Origin of the sequence: Ralstonia sp. 22086, from assembly GCF_052045975.1 — a bacterium.
GTDB classification, from domain to species: domain Bacteria; phylum Pseudomonadota; class Gammaproteobacteria; order Burkholderiales; family Burkholderiaceae; genus Ralstonia; species Ralstonia wenshanensis.
In genome coordinates this window covers 1704578-1728392 of the sequence record NZ_JBQEPZ010000001.1, presented here as the reverse complement: position 1 = coordinate 1728392, position 23815 = coordinate 1704578, and the positions used below count along the sequence as shown (strand labels likewise).

The window sequence follows — 23815 nt, the reverse complement described above, 5'->3', positions numbered from 1 at the left end:
TGCGTCAGTATTTGGGAAAGATCGAAAAGCGTCCGGGCCCGGCAATCAGGACGGTGGTGAAGATGATCAGCAGCATCCATCCGAACTGTCCATCGGCAAGCGACCAGTCAGGATGCACTACCAGCATGGCCACCAGCAACGTGGCGATGATGGGCAGGCACGCCAGGCGCGTGAGCACGCCAAGCGCAATCAGCAGCGGACACAGCGTTTCTGACAGGATGGCGAGCAGCAGCGTGGGCGCGGCGCCCATGTGGAACGGGTCTTCAATGCGCGTGAGTTCCTGGCTGTAGTGCAGCACCTTGGGCAGCCCATGCACGGTAATCAGCAGGGCGCTGCCGGTCAGGCGCAGGAACAGCAGGCCAACATGCAGGGCGGTATCGGCAGGGGCCGCGGCGTGCGAGGGGTCGAGCGACAGGCGTGTCATGGCGTCAGCTTGGATTGCGCGGCGTGGTGCTGCCGGGCTCACCGCTGGCAGCAAGGCTTGTCGGCGGTGCCTCGGGTGCCGCCTGGGCCGGCGCGCCCGTGATCTTCGGCACGCACTCGTGGCGGAACCACGCCATGGTGATCGGCTCGCCGGCCAGCAGGCGCTGCGCGGCCGGCACGATCTGTTCGCCGATCAGCATGCCCAACAGCCCGACCAGTGCGATCGCCGGTGGCGCCGGTGAGCGGACGTGCAACAACGCATAGATGACGCCGACCAGCATGCCGACGCCGATGGAGATGAGATAGGGCTTCACGAGGAGGGCTCCAGGATGCCAAGGGCGGCGCGCGCAAACGGCGCCGCCCGTGCCGATCAGGTGCTGAGGAAGGCCAGCAGGTCCGCGTTGACCTTGTCCGCCTCGGTCACGCACATGCCGTGCGGGCCGCCCGGATAGACCTTCAGCGTCCCGTTCTTCACCAGCTCCACGCCCAGCCTGGCCGAATTGTCGATCGGCACGATCTGGTCGTCGTCGCCATGCAGGAACAGCACCGGCACGTCGATCTTCTTCAGGTCTTCGGTGTAGTCGACTTCGGAGAATTCCTTGATGCACAGGTACTGGCCGTGAATGCCGCCGGTCATGCCCTGCGCCCAGAAAGCATCGATGGTGCCCTGCGAGACCTTCGCACCCGGCCGGTTGAAGCCGAAGAACGGCGTGGCGAGATCGCGGTAGAACTGCGAGCGGTTGTCCGCCACACCCTTGCGGATGCCGTCGAACACGTCCATCGGCAAGCCCTTCGGGTTGGCGGCCGTCTTGAGCATGATGGGCGGCACCGCGCCGATCAGCACGGCGCGGGCGACGCGCTTGGTGCCATGGCGGCCGATGTAGTGCGCGACTTCGCCGCCGCCGGTGGAATGGCCGACCAGCGTGGCCCCCTGGATGTCGAGTGCATCGAGCAGCGCTGCGAGGTCGTCGGCATAGGTGTCCATGTCGTTGCCCTGCGAAGGCTGGTCGGAACGGCCATGGCCGCGCCGGTCATGCGCGATGACACGAAAGCCCTTTTGCACGAGGAACAGCATCTGCGCGTCCCACGCGTCGGCATTGAGCGGCCAGCCGTGCGAGAAGACGACGGGCTTGCCGCTGCCCCAGTCCTTGTAAAAGATGCGCGTACCGTCTTGGGTGGTAATCGTTTGCATGGGAATGAGAGAGAGGGTGGTGGCTGGTTGAATGGACGACGGGGCGACGCATGCGGTTGCACATGCGTCGCCCGGCCGGAGCAGCGTCTTGTTTTATGGTCGGCAGCGCGATCAGTTGGCAGCCACGGCAGCCAGCGCCTCGTGCGGCGTCGCGGTGCGTTGCGGGGCCTTGTGCACCATCGTGTAGGCGTAGTCGACGCCCATGCCGTAGGCGCCGGAGTGTTCCTTCACCAGCTTCATGACGGCGTCATACGTGTCGCGGTGGGCCCAGTCACGCTGCCATTCCAGCAGCACCTGTTGCCACGTCACGGGCACCACGCCGGCCTGGACCATGCGCTGCATGGCGTAGTCGTGCGCGTCTTTCGACGTGCCGCCCGAGGCGTCGGCGACCATGTAGATCTCGTAGTCGGCATCGTGCATGGCCGACAGCGCGAAGGTGCAGTTGCACACCTCCGTCCACAGGCCCGAGACGACCACCTTCTTGCGGCCGTTCTTTGCCAGGGCATCGCGCACCTTCTGGTCGTCCCAGGAGTTCATCGAGGTGCGTTCGAGCAGTGGCTGATCCGGAAACACGTCGAGCAGCTCCGGGTAGGTATAGCCGGAGAAGCTTTGCGACTCGACGGTCGTAATGGTGGTGGGGATGTTGAAGATCTTCGCGGCCTTGGCAAGGCCAACGGTGTTGTTCTTCAGGACCTGGCGATCGATCGACTGCACGCCGAAGGCCATTTGCGGCTGGTGGTCGATGAAGATCAGTTGACAGTTCTGGGGGGTGAGGACTTCCAGCTTGGGATTCATGGCCGTATCCAGTTTCCGATAGGAGATGCGAGGGGGGATGCTGCAGACCTGACGCCGCATCGGCGCGGCGCGATCAACGGCCCATCCATCATAGGAAGTTGCGTTCGGGGCGCAACGCCCCAATCGGCGAGTGCAGTTTTTGCGATTGCCGAACAATCGTCGCGACTTCCCGAAACATTCCGTCGGTACCCTGGACACGCGCGCCGGTCGTGGGATTCGACGCGCGTGGCGGTCAGCGGACGTCAGCGGACCCAGCCGCGCTCGAGCAAGGGCTTGTCCCAAGCCAGCTCGCCGGCGTGGTGGCTGGCAAGGCAATCGATCAGTGCGCACACCTTGACTGCCTGGCGCTGCGTTGCCGGATACACGGCCGAGAAGTGCAGCGGTGTGAGGTCGTAGTCGGCCAGCACCGGCACGAGGCGGCCCGCAACCAGATCGTCGCTGATGACGAGGGTCGGCAGGCACGCAATGCCGGCGCTGGTGAGAGCGTAGTCGCGCAGCAGATGCACGGAGTTGGAGCGCACCTGCTCGGGCAGGTCCATCGCAGGAAGGGTTTCGCCGTTGCGCGAGAACTCCCAGCGTTTGCGCGTCGGGTAACCGGAGTACAGCGCCAGCGAATGCTGCAGCAGATCGGCCGGTTGCTGCGGCATGCCGTATTCCTCCACGTACGCGGGTGTGGCGCAGAACATGCGCCGCAGCGGAAACAGGCGCCGCTCGATCAGCGAATCGTTGATGGGCGGGAAAATCTGGAACACCACGTCGAACCCTTCGGCAATCGGGTCGACCACGCTGTCGTCCACCACCACGTCGAGCTGGATATCGGGGTACTGCGCACCGAACCTCGCCAGCGGCTCGGCGAAATGGCTGAGCGCGTATCCGGGCAGCATGCGGATGCGCAATTTGCCGGCGGGCGTGGCGCGCAGGCCGCGCATCTGGTCGGTGAGGTCCGTCAGCATGCAGACGGCTTCGGCGCATTGCTTGTAGTAGGTCTCGCCCACTTCGGACAAGCGCACGTGCCGCGTGCTGCGGTGAAACAGCGGCGCTTCAATAAAGCGCTCCAGTTGCTGCACGCGGTTGGTGACCACCGAGTTCGTCACGCCCAACTGGCGGGCGGCCTCGGCAAAGCTGCGCGTTTCCGCCACGCGCACGAAGGCTTCAATACTGAGAAAACGGTCCATTTCCGGCGTCCTTGCGCCTGAGAGGAAAGAGCGGCGCGACGCCGGCCATCATACGGCGATCCGGTGGAATGTGACGCGAGCGTTGGCAAGGCTTTTCTGCGCATCGTCGCGTCGTTTATCCTTTGCAATCTGTTTCATTTCCATCTCTCATTCCAATACCAAGCGAGGATCAGTTCATGGCAATTCAAGTCGTCGGCATCGTCGGTGCCGGAACAATGGGCAACGGCATTGCGCAAGCGTGCGCCGTCGTCGGGCTGGATGTGGTGATGGTGGACATCAGCGATGCCGCCGTGCAGAAGGGCATTGCCACCGTGGCCGGCAGCCTGGATCGCCTCATCAAGAAGGAAAAGCTGACCGAAGCCGACAAGGCTGCCGCGCTCGCCCGCATTCAGGGCTCGACGTCGTACGACGACCTCAAGCGCGCCGACCTCGTCATCGAGGCCGCCACCGAGAACTTCGACCTGAAGGTGAAGATCCTCAAGCAGCTCGAAGCTGCTGCGGCACCGCACGCGATCGTGGCGTCGAACACCTCGTCGATCTCGATCACCAAGCTGGCTGCCGTGCTGCAAGACGCGAGCCGCTTCATCGGCATGCACTTCTTCAACCCGGTGCCGATGATGGCGTTGGTGGAAGTCATCCGCGGCCTGCAGACGAGCGATGCCACGCATGCGGCGGTGGAAGCGCTGGCCAAGCAATTGGGCAAGATGCCGATCACGGTCAAGAACAGCCCGGGCTTTGTCGTCAACCGCATCCTGTGCCCGATGATCAACGAGGCGTTCTGCGTGCTGGGCGAGGGCCTGGCCTCGCCGGAGGAAATCGACGAGGGCATGAAGCTCGGCTGTAACCACCCGATCGGGCCGCTGGCGCTGGCCGACATGATCGGCCTGGACACCATGCTCGCCGTGATGGAAGTGCTGTATACCGAGTTTGCCGACCCGAAATACCGCCCGGCCATGCTGATGCGCGAAATGGTGGCCGCCGGCTACCTGGGCCGCAAGACCGGCCGCGGCGTGTACGACTATCGGAAGTAAGCCCCTGACGTTCGCGCTGTCCGCCAACTGTCAGGCCGGATTCGCGCAAAGTGTCTGCAAGTGTGCATGGAGGCGGTGTGGTGGTGCGTTGATGATGACGCATCGCCACACCGTTTTTTTCTTCGCCAACACTTCGGACGCCACCATGTCGCGCTACGCCTTCCGCCTGCTCAACGTCTTTGCCGAATCCACGTTCGGCGGCAACCAGCTCGCCGTCTTCGAAGACGGACGGGGCCTGGACGACGCCACCATGCAGGCCATCGGACGCCAGTTCAACCTGTCCGAGATCACGTTCATTTTTCCCGACGACACGGATGGCGCCACGGCGCGTTTCCGCATCTTCACGCCCGATTACGAGATGCCGTTTGCCGGCCACCCGTCGCTGGGCACCGCGCAAGTGGTGCGCGAGCTGTATGGCCCGGGCAATGAACTGACGCTGCGTTGCCAGTCGGGCATCGTGTCATTGACGGCGCAGGACGAGGGGTGGTCGCTGGTGCCGCCGCGCTCCGGCGCGCTGAATACGCGCGAAGCCGATCCGGCCATCGCCCAGATGCTCGGGTTGGACGCCGATGCGCTGGCGGGGCCGCCACTGTGGGTTGATGCAGGGATCGAGCAACTGATGGTGCCGGTCAAGACGCGCGCGTATGTGGAGCGCGCCCGGCCCGACCCGTCAGCCTTCGATGCGTGGCCGCGCAGCCGCAACGACGGGCGCAACGCGTACGTCTTCACCATGCCGGCGCCTGGTAGCAACGATCCGGTGGTCTCGCGTTTCTTCTTCGAATACGGCACCGGCCTGTGGGAAGACCCGGGCACCGGCTCGGCGTGTGCCAACCTGGGCGGCTGGCTGCGGTCGACCGGCCATGCTTTGCCGGCAAGCTACCGCATCGAGCAGGGCGCTGCAGTTGGGCGACCCTGCCACCTCACGCTGCGAGTGGATGCCGACGGCACGATCCACGTGGGTGGCCGCGTGATCGAAATCGGCCGGGGCACGTTGACGATTTAATCTGCGGCGCCCAACTGCTTGCAGAAGAACGTCGTCCCGCAGAACGCGCCGTCGGGCATCAGCGCGTAGTTGGGCACCACGCCCACGCGCTGCCAGCCGGCGCGTGCGTACAGCCGCTCGGCATCGCCGCCCGTCACCGTGTCGAGCACGAGCACGGTCTTGCCCTCGGCACGTGCCTCGTCTTCGATGGCCGCCATCAACCGCTGCGCCAGGCCCTGGCGGCGCGCGCGGCGGTGTACGAGCATCTTGGCGACGTCGGCGCGGTGCGGCTGGTTTTCCGGCTGCGCCAACACCAACTGCACGGTGCCGAGGATGGCACCGGCCGCATCTTCGGCAATCAGCAGCGCGCGCTCGCCCTTCGCCACGCCTTCGGCCACCCCGCGCCAGAATGCCCGCGCCTTGTCTTGCGACAGCGGCGCCATGAAGCTGACGGACGCGCCGCCCTCCACGCAATCGATGAGCACAACGGCCAAGGCATCGACGCACGCGCTTGCTTCGTTGGCGCCCACGCGGCGGATGGTGAGGGTATCGATCATCAGGGCCTCCAGTGGGCAGCGGATACGGTTGTCAGCGCGACGAGGTAGCGGGCCGGCCGCCGCGTGGGGTTGTGATAGACGATCGGACAGTCCAGCCGCATGGTCAGGCAATCGCCTGCATTGAGGCGCCAGTGTGTGTTGCCCACGGTCATTTCCATCGTGCCTTCGATGATCCACACCTGCTGGTGGATCTCGGCATCGCGCGCGCCGGTGTCGTAGGCCACGCGCTCGCCCGGGGGAAAGTGCACCTCGACGAGCTGCAGCGGCGAACGCGCTGCCGGCGACAGGTTGCGCCGCACGTAGCCGGACGCGGGGTCGGTCCACTCCGGCTGCTCCGCCGCGCGCGATACGGGCGAAGGCTCCACGGCGGGCGCTGCACTGTCCTCGAACAGCAAGGCAAGCGTCACGCCCAGCGCGGAGCTGAGCCGATCGAGCACCGCTGCGGTCGGGCTGCTCTGGCCGCGTTCGATCAGGGAGATGGCCGAACGGCTGACCTGGCTGCGTTCTGCCAGCGCCTCAAGCGAGAGGCCCTGGGCGTCGCGCAGTTCGCGCAGGCGCTGGGCGATACGTTGGTGCATGTCCATGTCGTCCAGTTTAATGGAATTTGTCGTCTAGTAAACTGGAATATGAGGCGACGAATGATTGGCCTTGCTGAGGGTAGTGCCTTGCCCAACGGCCGGCTGAATCTTGCGATTGCTGCTAGATTGCCCAGCCACGCAAATTTTTTTCGCCGCTTTCTAGACGATCGGTCTACAGGAGCTTGTCATGCCGCAACGCGAAGCCGTCAACCGCCGTATTGTTCTCGCCAGCCGCCCGAGCGGCACGCCTTCGCTCGAGAACTTCCGCATCGAAGAGACCGCCGTGCCCACCCCGCAGGACGGCCAGGTGCTGCTCCGTACGCTGTACCTGTCGCTCGACCCTTACATGCGCAATCTGATGGATGAAGTCGGCCCCGGCTACGCACCACCCGTGGAGGTGGGCGCGCCCATGGTGGGCGGTACCGTCAGCTGCGTGGTGGCATCGCGGCACGCGCAGTTTCGCGAGGGCGATGTGGTGCTCGGCGCTGCGGGCTGGCAGGACTATGCTGTTGCCGCCGCTGAGGAACTGACCGCGCTGGGCGATATGCCCGAGCCTTCGTTGGCGCTGGGCGGGCTCGGCATGCCGGCGTTCACGGCGTATGTCGGTCTGCTCGACATCGGCCAACCCAAAGCTGGCGAGACGGTTGTGGTGGCCGCAGCCACCGGGGCCGTCGGTGCGGTGGTCGGGCAGCTCGCCAAGCTCAAGGGCGCGCGCGTGGTCGGCATTGCCGGCGGCGCGGACAAATGCCGCTACGCCGTCGACACGCTCGGCTTTGACGCTTGCCTGGACCGCCGCCAGCCCGACCTCGCGAAGCGCCTGGCGGACGCTTGCCCGGACGGCATCGACGTGTACTTCGAAAACGTGGGCGGCGAGGTGTTCGATGCGGTGCTGCCGCTGCTGAACATCGGCGCACGTGTGCCGGTGTGCGGCTTCATTTCGCACTACAACGATGAGGCCCCCGCCGGGCCTGACCGCCTGCCCAAGGTAACGGCGACCGTGCTGCAGAAGCGCGTGCGCATGCAGGGCTTCATCATCCTCGACCACTACGCCAGCCGCTACGACGCTTTCCAGCGCGACATGACCGCGTGGGTGGCGGCCGGCAAGGTGAAGCTGCGCGAAGACCGCATCGACGGGCTGAAGAACGCCCCAGCCGCGTTCATCGGCCTGCTCGAAGGACGCAACTTCGGCAAGCTCGTGGTGCGGGTGGCCGAGGCCTGATTACGCGCTCGGCCGCTATTACCGGGGCTATTGGATGGCTGTGTCCCGCCGCTGCAGGGCAGGCGGCAGCCACGATGCGTCCAGTGCCGCTTCCTTGGGCCAGGTCAGTTGCATGCGCAGCAGGAACGGGCCGGTGGGCGGTGGCAGCCAATTGTTGCGCATGCCCTTGGGCGGAGCCCGCTGGATCAGGATGTCGAGCGAGCCATCGCGGTTCAGGCGCGGGCGATCTGCTTCGCTCAGCACGCTGCGCAGGCCCCGGCGTTCGGACGCCTGGCGGGGCTGCCCGACAGTCGACAGGGCGGCGACAGCCCAGCCGGCATTTTCGGGCGGGAGCTGGTTGCGCTCGAAATGCAGTACGTAGCGGTGCGTGCTGTCCAGCGCCATGCCGTTGGCGTCGGTCGTGGCGGTGGCGATGAGCATGTCCTGCGGCAGGTCGGTGCCGCCACCGTTCCACGCCACGATGGCACGCTGGGCGTAATCCAGCCCGTAGGCGCCAACCATGCGCGGGATGAACCAGCCGTTCTGCGTGACGGGCGGCTGCTTGACGGCGAGCGCCAGCGTCTCGCGTGCGGCTGCCACGCCGGCGTCCATCACCTTCAGGTTGGCGGCGCTTACCGCCTTGGCGTCGAACGGCGCACCGGGCACGATGCCCAGATCACGCAACGATTGCAGCATCGTCGAATCGGCCGCGTGCGGCGGATTGTCCTTCAGCAGCTCGGCAAAGCGCGTGAAGTAGCTGTTGGCGTCCAGCGCGGTGACACGGCGGCGCGCGGCATCCAGGCTGACGTCGAGGTCGGTGGCCTTGTCCGCGTTCACCTTTGCCCCGGCTTCGGCCTCGCGCGGGGTGGTTTTGCCGAAGACCTCCAGCGGGGTGATGCGGTAGCGGTCCTGTATGCGGCGTGCGGCGCTCAGGTCGCGCGGTCCGGCCACCGGCGTCCGTGCCACCACCCAGACGAGGCTGGTCGGCGCGGCAATCTGCTTGACGCCCGTGGGCAGCGTGCCGTCCCAACCCGGCGGCGTGATGGCGTAGTGCGCGGCACGCGCCCCGGTGGTGCGGTTGCCGAGCGATTCGAACACGTCGTTCCACCCGTCGTGCAGTGCCACCCAGACGTGCCGGCGCCCGGCGTCGGGCAGGCTCAGGACGACCGGGCCGTTCCGCAAATCAATGAAGGCGCTGCTGGCGAGTACGTCCACGCGGGCGCGTACGCCGGTGGGCAAGGCTTCGTCTTCCAGCGTGCGCTGGTGCATGAACGTGCCGGCAGGCGCCAGCGCAGACGTCGTCTGCAGCAGCGCGTCGGTCATCATCAACGGAAACGCGTAGACATAGGCCGAGCGCACGAGCGCTTCGTTCGGTTGCGGCAGACGTTGTTCGATCGGTGCCGTGGTCGCGGCGTTTTGGGTGGAGCAGCCGGTCAGGCCCAGGGTAAGCGCCGAGGCCGCCACGCTCAGCGCCACAGCCGCCAGCTTGGTAAGCGGGCGCGCGGGCGCAGGGCAGTGCGTCATCTTGTTCTCCTTTTGTCGTCGGTGCGCGCAACAGGAAAGCAGACGCCTGTCGAACATCCCCCCAAGGATGCTTGCGCATACGGTTGCGCGGTGGCCGATCCCGCAGCCCCACGCATATCGTGTCTTGAATCTTTGGAATGTAGAAGCGCCGCCAGCGCAAGTCAATTCAAGTGCAGTGGGGCACGCACGCATGGCTGGGCGCAGGCGGTTTCTAGAGGCGCAGGTGCAGCGCGAGGCGCAACTTTGCCGCGTCGTATTCGGCTTTCAAGCGCGCCACGATGTCGGCGGCGGGCGGCAGATCGGCAATCTGCCCGACACCCTGGCCGGCGCCCCAGATGTCTTTCCAGGCCTTGGCGCGCGAACTGCCGTCGCCAAAATTCATCTTCGATTTGTCGGCCTCGGGCAGGGCGGCCGGGTCCAGGCCCGCCAGTTCGATGCTCTCGCGGATGTAGTTGCCGTGCACGCCGGTAAAGAGGTTGGTGTAGACGATGTCAGACGCGGCCGCGCGAAGGATGGCTTGCTTGTAGCTTTCTGCCGCGTGGGCTTCCTGGCTGGCGATGAAGCGCGTGCCGATGTAGGCAAGGTCGGCGCCCATGGCCTGCGCGGCCAGGATGGCATCGCCTGTGGCGATTGCGCCCGACAGCGCGATCGGCCCGTCGAAGATGCGCCGCACCTCGCCAACGAGTGCGAAGGGCGAGAGCGTTCCGGCATGCCCGCCCGCGCCGGCGGCCACCAGGATCAGCCCGTCGACGCCGGCTTCCAGTGCCTTTTCGGCATGGCGCAGGTTGATCACATCGTGCAGGACGATGCCGCCATAGCTATGCACGGCATCCAGGATCTCCTTGACCGGCGCGCGCAACGAGGTGATGAAGATCGGCACCTTGTGCTTGACGCACGTGGCCACGTCCTGCTCCAGCCGCGCGTTTGAGTGGTGCACGATCTGATTGACGGCGATCGGTCCGACCACCTCGTGCGGATGCGCCGTGCGGTATGCCGCCAGTTCCTCGTTCATCTGCGTGAGCCAGTCGTCCAGCACCTCGGCCGGGCGCGCATTGAGCGCAGGAAACGCCCCGACGATGCCGGCCTTGCATTGCGCCAGCACCAGTTCCGGATAGCTGACGATGAACATCGGCGAACCGATCACGGGCAGCGTCAGGTGCTGCAGCGCGGGCGGCAGGTGCTTGGCGGCGGGCATGGCGTCTCCTGGTTTGGCAAACCGGCACAACAGGGCAGGGCATGTCGTTCGATTATAGGAACGATCCGGCACCCCGCCGTACGCGGTCTACCCGCCGGGCTCAGACGTGGGCGTGCTGCGCCAGCAGTTCGATGAAGGTGCGGTTGAAGGCGGGCAGGTCATCGGGCTTGCGGCTGCTGACCCAGTTGCGGTCGGTCACCACTTCGCGGTCCACCCACATGCCGCCGGCATTGCGAATGTCGTCCTGCAGCGTCGGCCAGCTCGTCAGCGTGCGCCCGCGCACCAGGCCCGCAGACACCAACAGCCACGGCCCGTGGCAGATCACGGCGATCGGCTTTTGCGCGCGCTCGAACGCTTTCACGAAGGCCTGTGCGGCCGGCACGACGCGCAACGCATCAGCGTTGAAGACGCCGCCCGGCAGCACTAGGCCATCGAAGTCGTCGGCCTTGGCCTGGTCCAGCGTCAGGTCCACCTTGAAGGTATCGCCCTTGTCGGCGTGGTGCAGGCCGGTCACGCTGGGGCCTTTCGGCGCGACGATGCTGACGTTGGCACCGGCGTCTTCCAGCGCCTGCTTGGGGCTGGCCAGCTCGGCCTGCTCGAACAAGTCGTCGACGAGGATGGCGATGCGCAAGTCTTGCAATGGGGTCATGGCGAACTCCTTATCAGGGGAAAGCGAAAGAAGGGAACGGCAGTGGACGGTGCCGCAACGCGCGTGCCCGCTCTGCGCTAGCATGCCGAGCATTCGCCACGCATTGCTTCCCCCACGACTGATCACCGGAGACTTGCATGACCACGCCGCTTTCCATCGATGCCGCCACCGCTGCTGCAGACGCCGCGCTGTTTCCCGGCTTTCGTCCGTTTCGCCAAATGGTCAACGGGGTGGAGATCGCGGGGGTGATCGGCGGCAGCGGTCCGCCGCTGCTGTTGCTGCATGGCCATCCGCAAAGCCATGTGATCTGGCACAAGGTCGCGCATGAATTGGCGCGCGATTACACCGTCGTTGCGACCGATCTGCGCGGCTATGGCGCCTCGTCCAAGCCGGCCGGCAGCGCCCGGCACGCGGAATACAGCAAGCGCACCATGGCGCAGGACCAGGTGGAAGTCATGCGCGCACTCGGCTTCGGCCGCTTCCGGCTGTGCGCACATGACCGCGGGGCGCGCGTGGCGCATCGCCTGTGTGTGGATCACCCCTTGCACGTCGAGCGCGCCATGCTGCTCGACATCGCCCCCACGCTGGCGATGTACGAGCACACTGACATGGCGTTTGCAACTGCTTACTGGCATTGGTTCTTCCTGATCCAGCCCGCGCCGTTTCCCGAGACGCTTATCAACGCCACGCCCGATTTCTACATCGGCAAGCTGATGGGCCTGCGCCACGCGGGGCTCGAACCGTTCGCCCCGGAAGCAATGGCGACCTACGCCGCTGCCATGCGCGAGCCCGCCTGCGTGCACGCCATGTGCGAGGACTACCGCGCCGCCGCCACCATCGACCTCGAACATGATCGCGCCGACCGCGATGCCGGCAAGCGCGTGAGCGTGCCGCTGCGCGTGCTGTGGGGCGAGCACGGCGTGATCCAACGCTGCTTCAAGCCGTTGGAGTTGTGGAAAGCCGTGGCGGACGACGTGAGCGGCGGCACGGTGCCATGCGGGCATTACGTGCCGGAAGAGGCACCGGAGGCGTTGCTCAAGGAGATGCGGGCGTACTTTGCCTGAGGCGGGCGTCTACGCTTCGGCCCACTCGCGCAGCAGGTTGTGATACGTCCCCGTCAACGCGATAACCGATGCGTCGTCCTGCCCCAGCAGCCCCATCAGCCGCTGCAGTTCTGTATCCATCTGGAACAGCAGCGTGCGATGCGCGTCGCTGCGCACCATGCTCTGCAGCCAGAAGAATGAGCAGACGCGTGCGCCGCGTGTAACGGGCGTGACGCGGTGCAGGCTGCTGCTGGGGTAGAGCACCATGTCGCCCGCCGCAAGCCTGACGCGGTGTTCGCCGAAGGTGTCGTCGATCACGAGTTCGCCGCCGTCGTAGTCTTCAGGCTCGGTCAGGAACAGCGTGCAGGAGAGGTCGCTGCGGATGCGGAAATCGGTGCCGCGCAGGTGGCGCACGGCGTTGTCGACGTGGTTGCCGAAGGTCTGCCCGCCCGCGTAGCGATTGAACAGCGGCGGAAACAACTTAAGCGGCAACGCGGCGGAGAAGAACAACGTATTGGCCGAAAGTGCATCCTGAATGAGGGTGCCGACCTCGCGCGCAGCCGGCGAGCCTTCGGGCAACTGCATGTTGTGCTTCACCTGGCCCGACTGCGCGCCAGCCGTGACCTTGCCGTCCACCCACTCGGCAGCATCGATCGTGGCGCGGCACTGCGCGACCTGTTCCTTGGCAAGGACCGCAGGAATCTTCAGCAACATGGCGATGGGATGGTCAGCACGCGGGCCAGCGCACGCAAACGCGCATCGGGGTGGCCGGCAAGAAAGTCATGCGCCTTCGCGAGGAAGGCCGGTGTGGCTGTGTGCGGTACGGCTTGCATCCAGGTGCGGGCCTCGTCGGGGCGGTCCGCGATTGCCAGCAGGCGTGCAGCGTTGAACTGGCCGCGGAAATCGCCGCCCTCTGCGGCGCGCAGGTAGCAGCGCAGGGCCATTGCCGTGTCAGTCTCGACTTCCCAGCCGTCTTCATAGAAGCCGCCGAGCACGTTGATTGACTTGGCGTGGCCTTGCGCGGCGGCAGCCTGGAAAAGCGCGAACGCGTGGGCACGGTCTGCCGGGATGCCGCGTCCGAGCTGCAGGCTTGTCGCGTAGTTGTACTGGCCCCAATCGAGACCGGCATCGGCGGCGCGGGCGTACCAATGTGTGGCGGTTCTGTCGCAGGCGGGCGCGCCCCAGCCGTGCTCATAGCAGCGGCCAAGCATGTTGGCGGCCATTGCATGCCCCGACAGCGCGGCCGTCTTGAACCAGAACAGCGCTTCGGCCGGATTGGGTTCGACGCCGCGGCCATCGAGCAGCCATTGACCGAAGATGGCCTGCGCTTCGGTGTGCCCGCGCCGGGCGGCAGCCGCCAGCCAGCGCACGGCGCGCTCAGCGGGGCCGGTCAGCACAGCGTGGATCGCATCGACCACCGCCGCATCGGCAGCGGTGGCTGCAGCGTCAGGCGGCATCAGTAGCGGATGCCCAGCGTCAGGATGGCCGTGCGGCCCGGCGCCAGCGATGCGTAGTGCGATGCATACGCCTGGTTGAAGTACACCTTGTCGAACACGTTCTGCACGTTGAGCTGCAGGGTGGTGTGTTTGTCGATGCGGTATGCGGCCATGGCATCAAAGCGCCAGTACGCCGGCACCCACTTCGGGTTGGCGGGGTTGGCGCTGCCCCACACCTTCGAGACGTAGTACGCGCCGCCGCCCACCGTGAACTTCGGCATCGGCTGATACGTCGTCCACAGGCTGAAGCTGTTCTTCGGCGTGTTGGGGAAGGCCGTGCCATTGGTGCCACCGAAAGCTGCGCCCGCGCCGCCGTTGTTGCGCAGCTCGCTCTTCAGATACGTGTACCCGCCGAACACCTGCCAGCGGTTGGTCAGCGCGCCCGACCAGCCCAACTCGAAGCCATCGACGCGCTTGTTGCCGGCCATGGCGGCGGTGCCGTCCTGCTGCACGATGCGGGCGTTGGTCGTCTCGATGCGGAAGATCGCAGCTGTCAGCGCAAGCTTGCTGTCGAGCACGTTCCACTTGGTGCCGACTTCGTAGGCGCGGTTCTTTTCCGGAGAGAGCACGTCGCCGCGATTGCCCGAGCGGTCCGGCGTGAGCGCGCTGGTATCGGCGCCCTGGCCCGCCACCGAGCCCGACGGTGTCGACGATGTGCCATACGCCACATAGATGCTGCCGTTCTGCACAGGCTTGAACACCAGGCCGAGCTGGTAGTTCAGCAGGTTGTCGTCACGCGAGAAGGTCGAACGCACGCCCTGCGCATTGGCCGACGTGGTGGCCGATGCCGAATAGCGATCAAAGCGCAGCCCGCCGTTGACCTGCAACCGCGGCGACAGCTCGATCGTGTCAAACACGTAGGCCGACTGGGTGCGCACCGTCGTCTCTGCCGGATTGTTGTTGAGCCGGATGCTGCCCGCCCACGGGTCGTTCGGGTTTGGATTGAACAGATCCGTGCAGTTGTAGCCGCCCGCTGCGCCGACGCCGTTGGGGCAGCGATTGCTGCCGGTGGCCACGGCGTAGGTGTCGTTGCGGCTGCGCTCGCGCGAGAACTCCAGACCCGCCGCGTAGCTGTGCTTGAGGCCGCCGGTGTCGAACTTGCCGGTCGCTTCCGTCTGGTTGGCGACGGTATTGGCCACCGAGTATCGCGAATTGGTGCGGCGCCAGACCATGCCGTAGTAGATGTTGCCCTGGCTGTCGTCGGGCTGCGTCCAGATGGTGTCCTGGCTGGTGCGGGCGATGCGCGTGGTGTTGCGCAGCTTCAACGCGCTCGACACATCGTGCTCCAGCGTGAAGGTGCCCATGTCAGCGCGGTCGCGGCGGAAGTCCCGCGACAGGCCGTAGTAGACGTTGCGGTCGACATTCACGGGCGCGCCGTCGCCGGGGGCGAACAGCTGCGGGCGGCCGTCGGTGCGGCGGTTGAACGTGCCGTTGTTGTACGGAATGCCGGTGTCCGGCGTGTCGTTCGATTGCAGGTGGTAGTACGACAGCGTGGCGCGCGTGGGCGTGCCCAGCCCAAAGGCGATGGACGGCGCGATGCCCCAGCGGCTGAAGCTCGTCACGTCGCGGCCGGCAACGGCGGCGTCGTGCCCCATCGCGTTCAGGCGGAACGCGGCGTGCTCGCCGATCTGGTAGTTGCCGTCGGCCGTGGCGCGTTTGTAGGCCGCGTTGCCGACCGACAGCGTGCCCTCGGTGAAGTGCTCAAGCTTCGGCGTTTTTGTGACGATGTTGACCGCCCCGCCGGCCGCGCCGCGCCCCTCATACGCGCCCGACGGTCCCTTGATGACTTCCACCGATTCCACGTTGAACATCTCGCGCGATTGCGCCCCGATGTCACGTAGCCCGTCGAGGAAGGTGCTGGCCTGCGCGTCGTAGCCGCGGATGAACGGGCGATCGCCGACGGGGTTGCCGCCTTCGCCGGCGCCAAACGCGATGCCCGGGACCGTGCGCAGCGCCTCGGTGAGCGTGACGGAGCCGGTGCCCTGCAACACCTCTGCGGGGATCACCGTGACCGACTTGGGCGTATCAAGCAGCGGCGCAGTGAATTTGGCGCCTGAGGCGGTATCCGTCTTGAAGCCGTTGGTGCCGGTCACGGTCTGCTCGGGCAGGGTGGCGGACACGGCGTCTTTCTTCGTGTCGGCCAGCGCCGGTGCTGAAGCCACGGCGAAGCTCATCGCGCCGGTCAGGTAACCCACCACCGAATGTTCGGTGCGCTTGCGTTCGATCTGTGCTGCGGACATGACGTGGTGACACTCCCCTGAAAGTTGTTGTCACATGTTTGCTGTAAATGAGAATTGTTATCGTTTACATGTGAACGAGTCAACGCGCCGGCTGGCGAATTGCTTACGGCCGCAGGGGGATCGCCATATAAATCATGGGGTTACAACGCTCCGCCGCCGCTGTAGAAAATTGTTGAGCGCTACGGCATCCGAACGCTTCCATTTTTTCAAGCAAATGATTTAGTATTGCCGGGCAGGTTGTTCAACCGAATCCCTTTTCAAGGCGAGCATGGACCCGGAACTCCTCATCGAGCGGCGCGGCCAAGCGCTGTGGTTGACCATTCAGCGCGAAGACCGCCGCAACGCGATCAACGCCGCCGTGCTCGAAGCGCTGACGGCCGCGTTGGCCGATGCCAGCCGAAACACTTCCGTGCGCGCCGTGGTGCTGACCGGCACCGGCACGCGTGCCTTCTGTGCCGGCGCCGATCTGCAAACCGGCCAATCCTTTCGCTTCGACTATTCCCAGCCGCATCAGGCCCTGGCGGATCTGTTCCGCCAGGCGCGCCGCTGCACTGTGCCGCTCATCGCCCGCGTGAACGGAGCCTGCATGGCGGGCGGCATGGGTTTGCTGGCGATGTGCGATCTGGCGGTGGCCAGCCGCAGCGCCACGTTCGGATTGCCGGAGGTGAAGGTCGGCGTGTTTCCCGCCCAGGTGTTGGCGGTGCTGCAGCATCAGTTGCCGCGCCGCGTGCTGAACGAGCTGTGCCTGACCGGCGAACCGATGAGCGCAGACCGCGCGCTCGCCGCCGGCCTCGTCAACGAAGTCACCGAGCCCGAGGCACTTGACGAAGCAGTCGATGCGCTGCTTGCGCGGCTGCTCGACAAATCGCCGTCGGCCATCCGGCGCGGGCTGTACACGCTCAAGCAGGTGGAATCGCTCAGCTTCGAGCAGGCCATGGCGTTCACTGAAAGCCAGATCGGCCTGTTCGCCCTGACCGAAGATGCGCAGGAAGGCCAAGCCGCCTTTCGCGAAAAGCGCGCTCCCAACTGGACGGGGCGCTGACATGCGCAAGGACACCGTTTCCATCGGCGGAGCCAGCGGTTTCTGGGGCGACAGCGTGACCGGGCCGCTGCAACTGGTGGCCTCGGGCCGCCTCGATTTTCTCGTCTTCGATTACCTGGCCGAGCTGACCATGTCGCTGCTGGCCAGCGCGCACATGAAAAACCCCGAGCAGGGTTACGCCACCGACTTTGTGAGCGTGGCGATGCGCGCGGTGCTCAAGGATGCGCTGGCGCAGAACATCCGCATCATCGCCAACGCGGGCGGCGTGAATCCGCGCGGATGCGCGGCCGCGCTGCAGGCGTTGGCCGCTGAGCTGGGCGTGAACGTGCGCATAGCCGTTGTGGAGGGCGACGATGTCACGCCGTTGCTGGCCGCGCTGCGCGACGAAGGTGTGCGCGAGCTGCAAAGCGGCCGCCCCTTACCCGACAAGGTGGTGAGCGCCAATGCGTACCTCGGCGCGTTGCCGATCAAGGCGGCGCTCGATGCGGGCGCGCAGGTCGTCATCACAGGGCGATGCGTCGACAGCGCCGTTACGCTCGGCGCACTGATGCATCACTTCGACTGGGCAATCGATGATTACGATCGCCTCGCCGCCGGCAGCCTCGCCGGGCACATCCTTGAATGCGGCTGCCAGGGGGCGGGCGGACTGCACACCGATTGGGAAGCCGTGCCCGACTGGGCGCACAGCGGCTACCCGATTGCCGAATGCCGGGCCGACGGCAGCTTCATCGTTACCAAGCCCGACGGCACGGGCGGGCTGGTGACGCCTGCGACGGTGGGCGAACAACTGCTCTACGAAATCGGCGACCCGGCGCGCTACGTGCTGCCCGATGTGGTGTGCGACTTCACGCAGGTGACGATGACGCAGGCGGGCGAGCATCGCGTCGAAGTGCGCGGCGCACGCGGCCTCGCGCCCACGCCCGACTACAAGGTGAGCGCAACGTATGCCGACGGCTATCGCGCGACGGGTCAGCTCACCGTCGTCGGCATCGACGCCGATCGCAAGGCGCATCGCACGGCCGAGGCGATTCTGGAGCGCACGCGCGGCCTGTTCCGCCAGCTTGGCCTGCCGGACTACAGCGCAACGCATATCGAGACGCTCGGTTCGGCGTTCCTCTTCGGGCCGCATCAGCCGAACGTACCCCGTTTTGAATCGGTGATGTGGCTGGCGGTGATGCATCCGAACAAGCAGGCGTTGGAACTGTTCGCGCGCGAAATCGCCCCGGCCGGCACGTCGTGGGCGCCCGGCACGACCGGCGCGGGCGGGCGGCCAAGCGTGGTGCCGGCCATCAAGCAATACGCCTTCCTGATCGACAAGGCGCGCGTGCAGCCGCGCGTGACGCTGCTGGGCGGCGAAAGCATCGACATCGCCGTGCCGGCGGGCGGCGCCGCGCTGGAAGCATCCACTGCCGCGCTCGCATCGGCCGCATTACCGCCCGGCCCCACGCGCGAAGTGCCGCTCATCGAACTCGCCTACACGCGCAGCGGTGACAAGGGCGACACCTCCAACATCGGCGTCATCGCACGTCGGCCCGAAGACCTGCCGTTGCTGCGCGCGCAACTGACCGCAGAGGCCGTCGCCGCGTACCTCGCGCACGTCGTAAAGGGGCGCGTGACGCGGTACGAGCTGCCGGGCATTCACGCGTTCAATTTCGTGTGCGAGCAGGCGCTTGGCGGTGGCGGCATGGCGTCGCTGCGCAACGACCCGCTCGGCAAGGGCATGGCGCAGGTCCTGCTGACGATGCCGGTGCGCGTGCCGGTCGACCCCATTTGAACCGACGAGGCGTTCATGTTTCCAGGTCTGTTGCCGTCTGCACTGTTCGATGCCGACCACGATTCGTTTCGCGAGACGGTGCGCCGCTTTGTCGACAAGGCCGTGCTGCCGCATATCGATGCGTGGGAAGAGGTCGAGACGTTTCCGCGTGCGCTCTATCGCGAGGCGGCCGATCTCGGTTTGCTCAGTATCGGTTTCCCCGAGGAATACGGCGGCACGCCGGGCGACTTGTTTCTTGAACTGGCGATGATCGAAGAGCTGACGCGGGCGGCCAGCGGTGGCCTGCTCGCTTCGCTGTTCAGCCACACGATCGGTGCGCCGCCCATTGTTGCGGGGGGATCGGCCGAGCTGAAGGCGCGCGTGTTGGCGGCGATTCTGTCGGGCGAGAAGATCAGCGCGCTTGCCATCACCGAGCCTTCGGGCGGCTCGGACGTCGCCAACCTCACCACACGCGCGGTGCGCGACGGCGATCACTACATCGTCAACGGCAGCAAGACCTTCATCACCTCCGGCATGCGGGCGGATTACATCACCGTGGCGGTGCGCACAGGCGGTGCGGGCGCGGGCGGCATCTCCGTGCTGCTGGTGGAGGGCGATACGCCGGGCCTGTCCCGCACACCGCTCAAGAAGATGGGCTGGTGGTGCTCCGACACCGCACAACTGCACTTCGACAACTGCCGCGTGCCGGCCGGCAACCTGCTCGGCGCGGAAAACCGCGGCTTCGAGCTGGTGATGCGCAATTTCAACCACGAACGCCTGGCGCTGGCAATGCAGGCCTACGGCCTCGCGCGCACATGTCTGACCGAAGCCGTGGAATGGGCCACCCAGCGAGAGACCTTCGGCAAGCGCCTGGTGCAGCATCAAGTCGTGCGGCAGAAACTGGTGGCGATGGCCACGCGCATCGAAGCCACGCGCGCCTTGCTTGAAGACCTGATGCGGCGCATGCAGGCCGGCGATGCGCCGGTCGCGCAGCTGTGCATGCTGAAGAACTTCGCCACGCAGAGCCTGCAGTTCTGCGCCGACACGGCCGTGCAATTGCTTGGCGGCATGGGCTTCATGCGCGGCACGAAGTCGGAGCGCATCTATCGTGAAGTGAAGGTCTACATGATCGGCGGCGGCGCGGAGGAAGTCCTCAACGACCTTGCCGCGCGCCAGCTCGGTTGGGCCTAAGGGCCTAACGCGCGCATTCAGCATTCAGGGAGAGAACCATGTATCGCTCAGTCTTTCGACCGGGGCTGTTCCAGGGGCAGGTGGCCGTGGTGACGGGCGGCGGCAGCGGCATCGGCCGGTGCACGGCGCATGAGCTGGCGTCGCTGGGCGCGGCCGTTGCGCTGGTGGGGCGCAATGCAGAGAAGCTCGCCGCGGTGCGCACGGAGATCGTCGAAGCCGGCGGCACCGCGCACGCCTACGTCTGCAACATCCGCGACGAGGCCGCCGTGCAAGCGACCGTTGCGCAAATCTACGGCGAGCATGGCCGCATCGATGCGCTGGTCAACAACGCGGGCGGCCAGTTTCCGGCGCCGCTCAAGGACATCACCGCCAAGGGCTGGGAGACGGTGCTGCAGACGAACCTGACAGGCGGCTTCCTGATGGCGCGCGAATGCCTGAACCAGGCGATGCAGCAGCGCGGCGGCGCCATCGTCAACATCGTGGCGGACATGTGGGGCGGCATGCCGAACATGGGCCACTCCGGCGCAGCACGCGCGGGCATGGTCAACTTGACGGAGACGGCCGCCTTCGAATGGGCGCAGTACGGCGTGCGCGTGAACGCGGTGGCGCCGGGCTACGTGGCGTCGTCGGGCATGGACGCGTATCCGCCGTGGATGGCCGACACCATTCGCAGCATGCCGTCGACGGTGCCGCTCGGGCGCTTTGCCACCGAGGCGGAAGTGTCGTCGGCGATCGTGTATCTGCTCTCGGAAGCGGCGGGCTTCATTACCGGCACGACGTTGCGCGTGGATGGCGGCCGGCCGAACGTGCGGCCCGGGGCGCCGATGCCGGCACCGCGCCATGGTGCCGCGCCGTTCAACGGCTTTCACCTGGCCGTGACGCCCAAGGTGCTGCAAGACGAGGAGGACCGCAATGCCGCGGCTTGAATCGCGCATCGTGCCGCAGAGCGACGCGTATCGGCAGAACCATGCCGCGCTCACGGAGCGCGTCGGGCAGTTGCGCACGCTGGAAAACCGCACGCGCGACAAGTCCGAAGCCTCGCGCGCGCGCTTTGAGCAACGCGGGCAACTGCTGCCGCGTGACCGGCTTGGCCGCCTGCTCGACGCCGGCGCGCCGTTCCTTGAGTTGTCGACGCTGGCGGGCTTTTGCCTCGATCACGCCGACCCGGCGCGCTCCATTCCTGGCGGCGGCTTCATCGCTGGGATCGGCTGGGTAAGCGGCGTGCGGGCCATGATCATCGTTGACGACGCGGGCATCGACGCAGGTGCCGTGCAGCCGATGGGCATCGAGAAGTTCCAGCGCGCGCAGGCCATTGCGCTGGAGCAGAAGCTGCCGTTCATCCATCTCGTCGAATCGGCTGGCGCCAACCTGCTGACGTATCGCGTGGAGACCTTCATCCACGGCGGCAGCGGCTTCTACTGGCTCGCGCGGCTGTCGGCGGCGGGCATTCCGGTGATCAGCGTGGTGCATGGGTCGAGCACGGCGGGCGGCGCGTACATGCCGGGTTTGTCGGACTACGTGGTGATGGTGCGCGACCGGGCGCGCGCCTTCCTCGCCGGGCCGCCGTTGCTGAAAGCCGCCACGGGCGAGATCGCCACCGAAGAGGAACTCGGCGGCGCCGAGATGCACGCCACCACTTCGGGCCTGGCCGAATACCTGGCCGAAGACGATGCGGATGCGCTGCGCATTGCGCGCGAACTTGTTGCCGCGCTCGATTGGAACCGCGATGTGCCGGCAGTGGATCGGCGCTACGTGCCGCCGCGCTTTGATGCGGAGGAATTGCTCGGCATAGCGCTGAGCGATCACCGCAAACCGCTCGACATGCGCGAGGTGATTGCACGCATTGCCGATGGATCGGACTTTCTGGAGTTCAAGCCCGACTACGGCCCCGGCACCGTCACCGGGCACGCGGCCATCTGCGGCATGCGCGTTGGCGTCATCACGAACAACGGGCCGCTGGACCCGGCGGGCGCCACCAAGGTGGTGCACTTCATCCAGGCGTGCTGCCAGTCCGACACGCCGCTGCTGTACCTGCAAAACACCACCGGCTTCATCGTCGGCAAGGCGTCGGAACAGGCCGGCATGATCAAGCACGGCTCCAAGATGATCCAGGCCATGGCCAACGCCACCGTGCCGCGCATCACGGTGCATTGCGGTGCGTCGTTCGGGGCGGGCAATTACGGCATGTCGGGGCGTGGTTTCTTTCCGGATTTTTGCTTCAGCTGGCCCAACGCCAAGACGGCCGTGATGGGCGCCGAGCAGGCCGCCGGCACGATGGCGACCGTCATGGCCGCCAGCATGCAACGCAAGACGCAGACCGTCGACCACGACGCCATCGAAGCGATGCGCGCCAAGGTGATCGACACGTTCGAGCGGCAGTCCGACGCATTCACCATTTCGGGCCGCCTGCTGGACGACGGCGTGATCGACCCGCGCGACACGCGCAAGGTGCTCGCCTGCGTGCTGTCCGTCTGCGACGAGGCGCGCAGGCGAACGCTGCATCCGATCCAGTTTGGCGTTGCGCGCCCGTAACGCCATCCCGAAATCCATACACGAACTGCCGAGCACAACAGGACAACGGAGCGAGACACCATGCACTTCACCCACGAACACCAGGAACTCCAGCGCAACCTGAAACGCTTCATCGACAGCGACATCAACCCGTACGTGGATGAATGGGAAGCGGCGGAGATGTTTCCCGCCAAGCAGCTCTTCAAGAAGATGGGCGAGCTGGGCTTTCTCGGCATCGCCAAGCCGATTGAATTCGGCGGGCTGGGGCTCGACTATTCGTATGCGATGGCGATGGCCGAGACGCTTGGCCACATCCACTGCGGCGGCGTGCCGATGGCGATTGGCGTGCAGACCGACATGGCGACGCCCGCGCTTGCACGCTTCGGGTCGGACGAACTGCGCGCACAGTTCCTGGCGCCCGCGATCAGCGGCGATGCGGTGGCCTGCGTGGGCGTGTCGGAGCCGAGTGCGGGCTCCGATGTGGCGAGCATCAAGACCACCGCGCGCAAGGACGGCGACGACTACATCATCAACGGCAGCAAGATGTGGATCACCAACAGCCTGCAGGCCGACTGGATGTGCCTGCTGGCCAACACATCCGATGACCCGGCGCACCGCAACAAGTCGCTCATCATCGTGCCGATGAACACGAAGGGCGTGTCGGTCGGCAAGAAGATCCGCAAGATCGGCATGAATTCGTCGGACACGGGCCTCATCTACTTTGACGACGTGCGCGTGCCGCAGCGCTACCGCATCGGCGAGGAAGGCAAGGGCTTCACGTACCAGATGCTGCAGTTCCAGGAGGAGCGCCTGTGGGCCGCGGCCAGCAGCCTGGCGACGATGACGATGTGCATCGAGACCACCGCCGAGTACGCACGCGAGCGCAAGCTCTTCGGCGCCAGCCTGCTCGACAACCAGTGGGTGCACTTCAAGCTGGCCGAGCTGAAGACGGAGGTGGAAGCGCTGCGCGCGCTCACGTATCGCGCCTGCGACTTGTACATCCACGGGCAGGACGTCACGGAGCTGGCGTCGATGGCCAAGCTCAAGGCCGGGCGGCTCGCGCGCATCGTGCCCGATGCCTGCCTGCAGTTCTGGGGCGGCATGGGCTTCACTTGGGACAACCCGGTCTCGCGCTATTACCGCGACGGGCGCCTGGGCTCGATTGGCGGCGGCGCGGACGAGGTGATGCTCGGCATCATCTGCAAATACATGAACACGCTGCCCGGCAAGAAGGGCTGAA

General features: G+C 66.2%; 23 protein-coding genes. 10 read left to right on the top strand and 13 right to left on the bottom strand.

Going from position 1 to position 23815, the window contains the following annotated elements:
- Positions 1-4: 4 nt before the first annotated feature.
- From ACTJK6_RS08150 to ACTJK6_RS08130, 5 genes are all read right to left on the bottom strand, one after another.
- Positions 5-424 carry a DoxX family protein gene (locus ACTJK6_RS08150; protein ID WP_316868149.1) on the bottom strand — a complete coding sequence of 140 codons (420 nt, stop codon included), beginning with the start codon at positions 422-424 and terminating at the stop codon, positions 5-7.
- 4 nt (positions 425-428) lie between these two features.
- A complete protein-coding gene (locus ACTJK6_RS08145; protein ID WP_316868150.1) occupies positions 429-737 on the bottom strand; it encodes a XapX domain-containing protein in 309 nt (102 codons plus the stop codon).
- A gap of 56 nt (positions 738-793) precedes the next feature.
- Complete coding sequence (locus tag ACTJK6_RS08140) at positions 794-1615, bottom strand: alpha/beta fold hydrolase (protein WP_440838680.1); 822 nt, start codon at positions 1613-1615, stop codon at positions 794-796.
- A 111-nt stretch (positions 1616-1726) separates the two neighbouring features.
- Entirely contained in the window at positions 1727-2410 is a 684-nt protein-coding gene (locus ACTJK6_RS08135; protein WP_102064330.1) for a hydrolase, read from the bottom strand.
- A gap of 242 nt (positions 2411-2652) precedes the next feature.
- On the bottom strand, positions 2653-3585 hold the full coding sequence (locus ACTJK6_RS08130; protein WP_232041708.1) for a LysR family transcriptional regulator: 933 nt from the start codon (positions 3583-3585) through the stop codon (positions 2653-2655).
- 176 nt (positions 3586-3761) lie between these two features.
- On the opposite strand from ACTJK6_RS08130, the gene ACTJK6_RS08125 reads away from it, so the two are divergent.
- Both ACTJK6_RS08125 and ACTJK6_RS08120 read left to right on the top strand, forming a co-directional pair.
- Positions 3762-4616 carry a 3-hydroxybutyryl-CoA dehydrogenase gene (locus tag ACTJK6_RS08125; protein WP_440838679.1) on the top strand — a complete coding sequence of 285 codons (855 nt, stop codon included), beginning with the start codon at positions 3762-3764 and terminating at the stop codon, positions 4614-4616.
- Between the two features lie 145 nt (positions 4617-4761).
- Positions 4762-5619, top strand: a complete 858-nt coding sequence (locus tag ACTJK6_RS08120) for a PhzF family phenazine biosynthesis protein (RefSeq protein WP_440838799.1) — start codon at positions 4762-4764, stop codon at positions 5617-5619.
- Here the strand turns inward: ACTJK6_RS08120 and ACTJK6_RS08115 are convergent.
- Positions 5616-6155 (bottom strand): N-acetyltransferase family protein, encoded by a 540-nt coding sequence (locus ACTJK6_RS08115; RefSeq protein ID WP_440838678.1) that lies wholly within the window; start codon positions 6153-6155, stop codon positions 5616-5618. The genes ACTJK6_RS08120 and ACTJK6_RS08115 overlap by 4 nt on opposite strands.
- Positions 6155-6739: a helix-turn-helix domain-containing protein gene (locus tag ACTJK6_RS08110; RefSeq protein WP_440838677.1), complete on the bottom strand. Its 585-nt coding sequence runs from the start codon at positions 6737-6739 to the stop codon at positions 6155-6157. Before ACTJK6_RS08110 ends, ACTJK6_RS08115 begins: the two co-directional genes overlap by 1 nt.
- A gap of 181 nt (positions 6740-6920) precedes the next feature.
- On the opposite strand from ACTJK6_RS08110, the gene ACTJK6_RS08105 reads away from it, so the two are divergent.
- Positions 6921-7952, top strand: a complete 1032-nt coding sequence (locus tag ACTJK6_RS08105; protein ID WP_440838676.1) for an NADP-dependent oxidoreductase — start codon at positions 6921-6923, stop codon at positions 7950-7952.
- Between the two features lie 27 nt (positions 7953-7979).
- Here the strand turns inward: ACTJK6_RS08105 and ACTJK6_RS08100 are convergent, their stop codons facing one another.
- The 3 genes from ACTJK6_RS08100 to ACTJK6_RS08090 all read right to left on the bottom strand — a co-directional run bounded on the left by ACTJK6_RS08100 (position 7980) and on the right by ACTJK6_RS08090 (position 11299).
- Positions 7980-9455 carry a DUF1254 domain-containing protein gene (locus tag ACTJK6_RS08100; RefSeq protein ID WP_440838675.1) on the bottom strand — a complete coding sequence of 492 codons (1476 nt, stop codon included), beginning with the start codon at positions 9453-9455 and terminating at the stop codon, positions 7980-7982.
- Between the two features lie 211 nt (positions 9456-9666).
- Positions 9667-10650 (bottom strand): NAD(P)H-dependent flavin oxidoreductase, encoded by a 984-nt coding sequence (locus ACTJK6_RS08095; protein WP_260804071.1) that lies wholly within the window; start codon positions 10648-10650, stop codon positions 9667-9669.
- A gap of 100 nt (positions 10651-10750) precedes the next feature.
- Positions 10751-11299, bottom strand: coding sequence for a type 1 glutamine amidotransferase domain-containing protein (locus ACTJK6_RS08090; RefSeq protein WP_440838674.1), 549 nt, complete (start codon positions 11297-11299; stop codon positions 10751-10753).
- Positions 11300-11436: 137 nt separating this feature from the next.
- Between ACTJK6_RS08090 and ACTJK6_RS08085 the strand changes: the two genes are divergently transcribed.
- Positions 11437-12363, top strand: a complete 927-nt coding sequence (locus ACTJK6_RS08085; RefSeq protein ID WP_414560072.1) for an alpha/beta fold hydrolase — start codon at positions 11437-11439, stop codon at positions 12361-12363.
- A gap of 9 nt (positions 12364-12372) precedes the next feature.
- Here ACTJK6_RS08085 and ACTJK6_RS08080 read toward each other — a convergent pair whose 3' ends face one another.
- The 3 genes from ACTJK6_RS08080 to ACTJK6_RS08070 are packed head-to-tail and all read right to left on the bottom strand — an operon-like array spanning position 12373 to position 16078.
- Positions 12373-13056 (bottom strand): Fe2+-dependent dioxygenase, encoded by a 684-nt coding sequence (locus ACTJK6_RS08080; RefSeq protein ID WP_440838673.1) that lies wholly within the window; start codon positions 13054-13056, stop codon positions 12373-12375.
- Positions 13047-13799, bottom strand: a complete 753-nt coding sequence (locus tag ACTJK6_RS08075) for a tetratricopeptide repeat protein (protein WP_440838672.1) — start codon at positions 13797-13799, stop codon at positions 13047-13049. Before ACTJK6_RS08075 ends, ACTJK6_RS08080 begins: the two co-directional genes overlap by 10 nt.
- Positions 13799-16078: a TonB-dependent receptor gene (locus tag ACTJK6_RS08070; RefSeq protein ID WP_440838671.1), complete on the bottom strand. Its 2280-nt coding sequence runs from the start codon at positions 16076-16078 to the stop codon at positions 13799-13801. The genes ACTJK6_RS08075 and ACTJK6_RS08070 overlap by 1 nt, the downstream gene beginning before the upstream one ends.
- A gap of 268 nt (positions 16079-16346) precedes the next feature.
- On the opposite strand from ACTJK6_RS08070, the gene ACTJK6_RS08065 reads away from it, so the two are divergent.
- Genes ACTJK6_RS08065 through ACTJK6_RS08040 form a run of 6 tightly spaced genes read left to right on the top strand, consistent with a single transcriptional unit; the run spans position 16347 to position 23814 of the window.
- Positions 16347-17120 carry an enoyl-CoA hydratase/isomerase family protein gene (locus ACTJK6_RS08065; RefSeq protein ID WP_440838670.1) on the top strand — a complete coding sequence of 258 codons (774 nt, stop codon included), beginning with the start codon at positions 16347-16349 and terminating at the stop codon, positions 17118-17120.
- 1 nt (position 17121) lies between these two features.
- Positions 17122-18894 (top strand): acyclic terpene utilization AtuA family protein, encoded by a 1773-nt coding sequence (locus ACTJK6_RS08060; protein WP_440838669.1) that lies wholly within the window; start codon positions 17122-17124, stop codon positions 18892-18894.
- Positions 18895-18909: 15 nt separating this feature from the next.
- Positions 18910-20064, top strand: coding sequence for an acyl-CoA dehydrogenase family protein (locus ACTJK6_RS08055; RefSeq protein WP_440838668.1), 1155 nt, complete (start codon positions 18910-18912; stop codon positions 20062-20064).
- A gap of 38 nt (positions 20065-20102) precedes the next feature.
- Positions 20103-20990 (top strand): SDR family oxidoreductase, encoded by an 888-nt coding sequence (locus tag ACTJK6_RS08050; RefSeq protein WP_440838667.1) that lies wholly within the window; start codon positions 20103-20105, stop codon positions 20988-20990.
- Positions 20977-22596, top strand: a complete 1620-nt coding sequence (locus ACTJK6_RS08045) for an acyl-CoA carboxylase subunit beta (RefSeq protein WP_440838666.1) — start codon at positions 20977-20979, stop codon at positions 22594-22596. Before ACTJK6_RS08050 ends, ACTJK6_RS08045 begins: the two co-directional genes overlap by 14 nt.
- A 60-nt stretch (positions 22597-22656) precedes the next feature.
- Positions 22657-23814: an acyl-CoA dehydrogenase family protein gene (locus ACTJK6_RS08040; protein WP_260804058.1), complete on the top strand. Its 1158-nt coding sequence runs from the start codon at positions 22657-22659 to the stop codon at positions 23812-23814.
- The last annotated feature ends 1 nt before the right edge of the window (position 23815 follow it).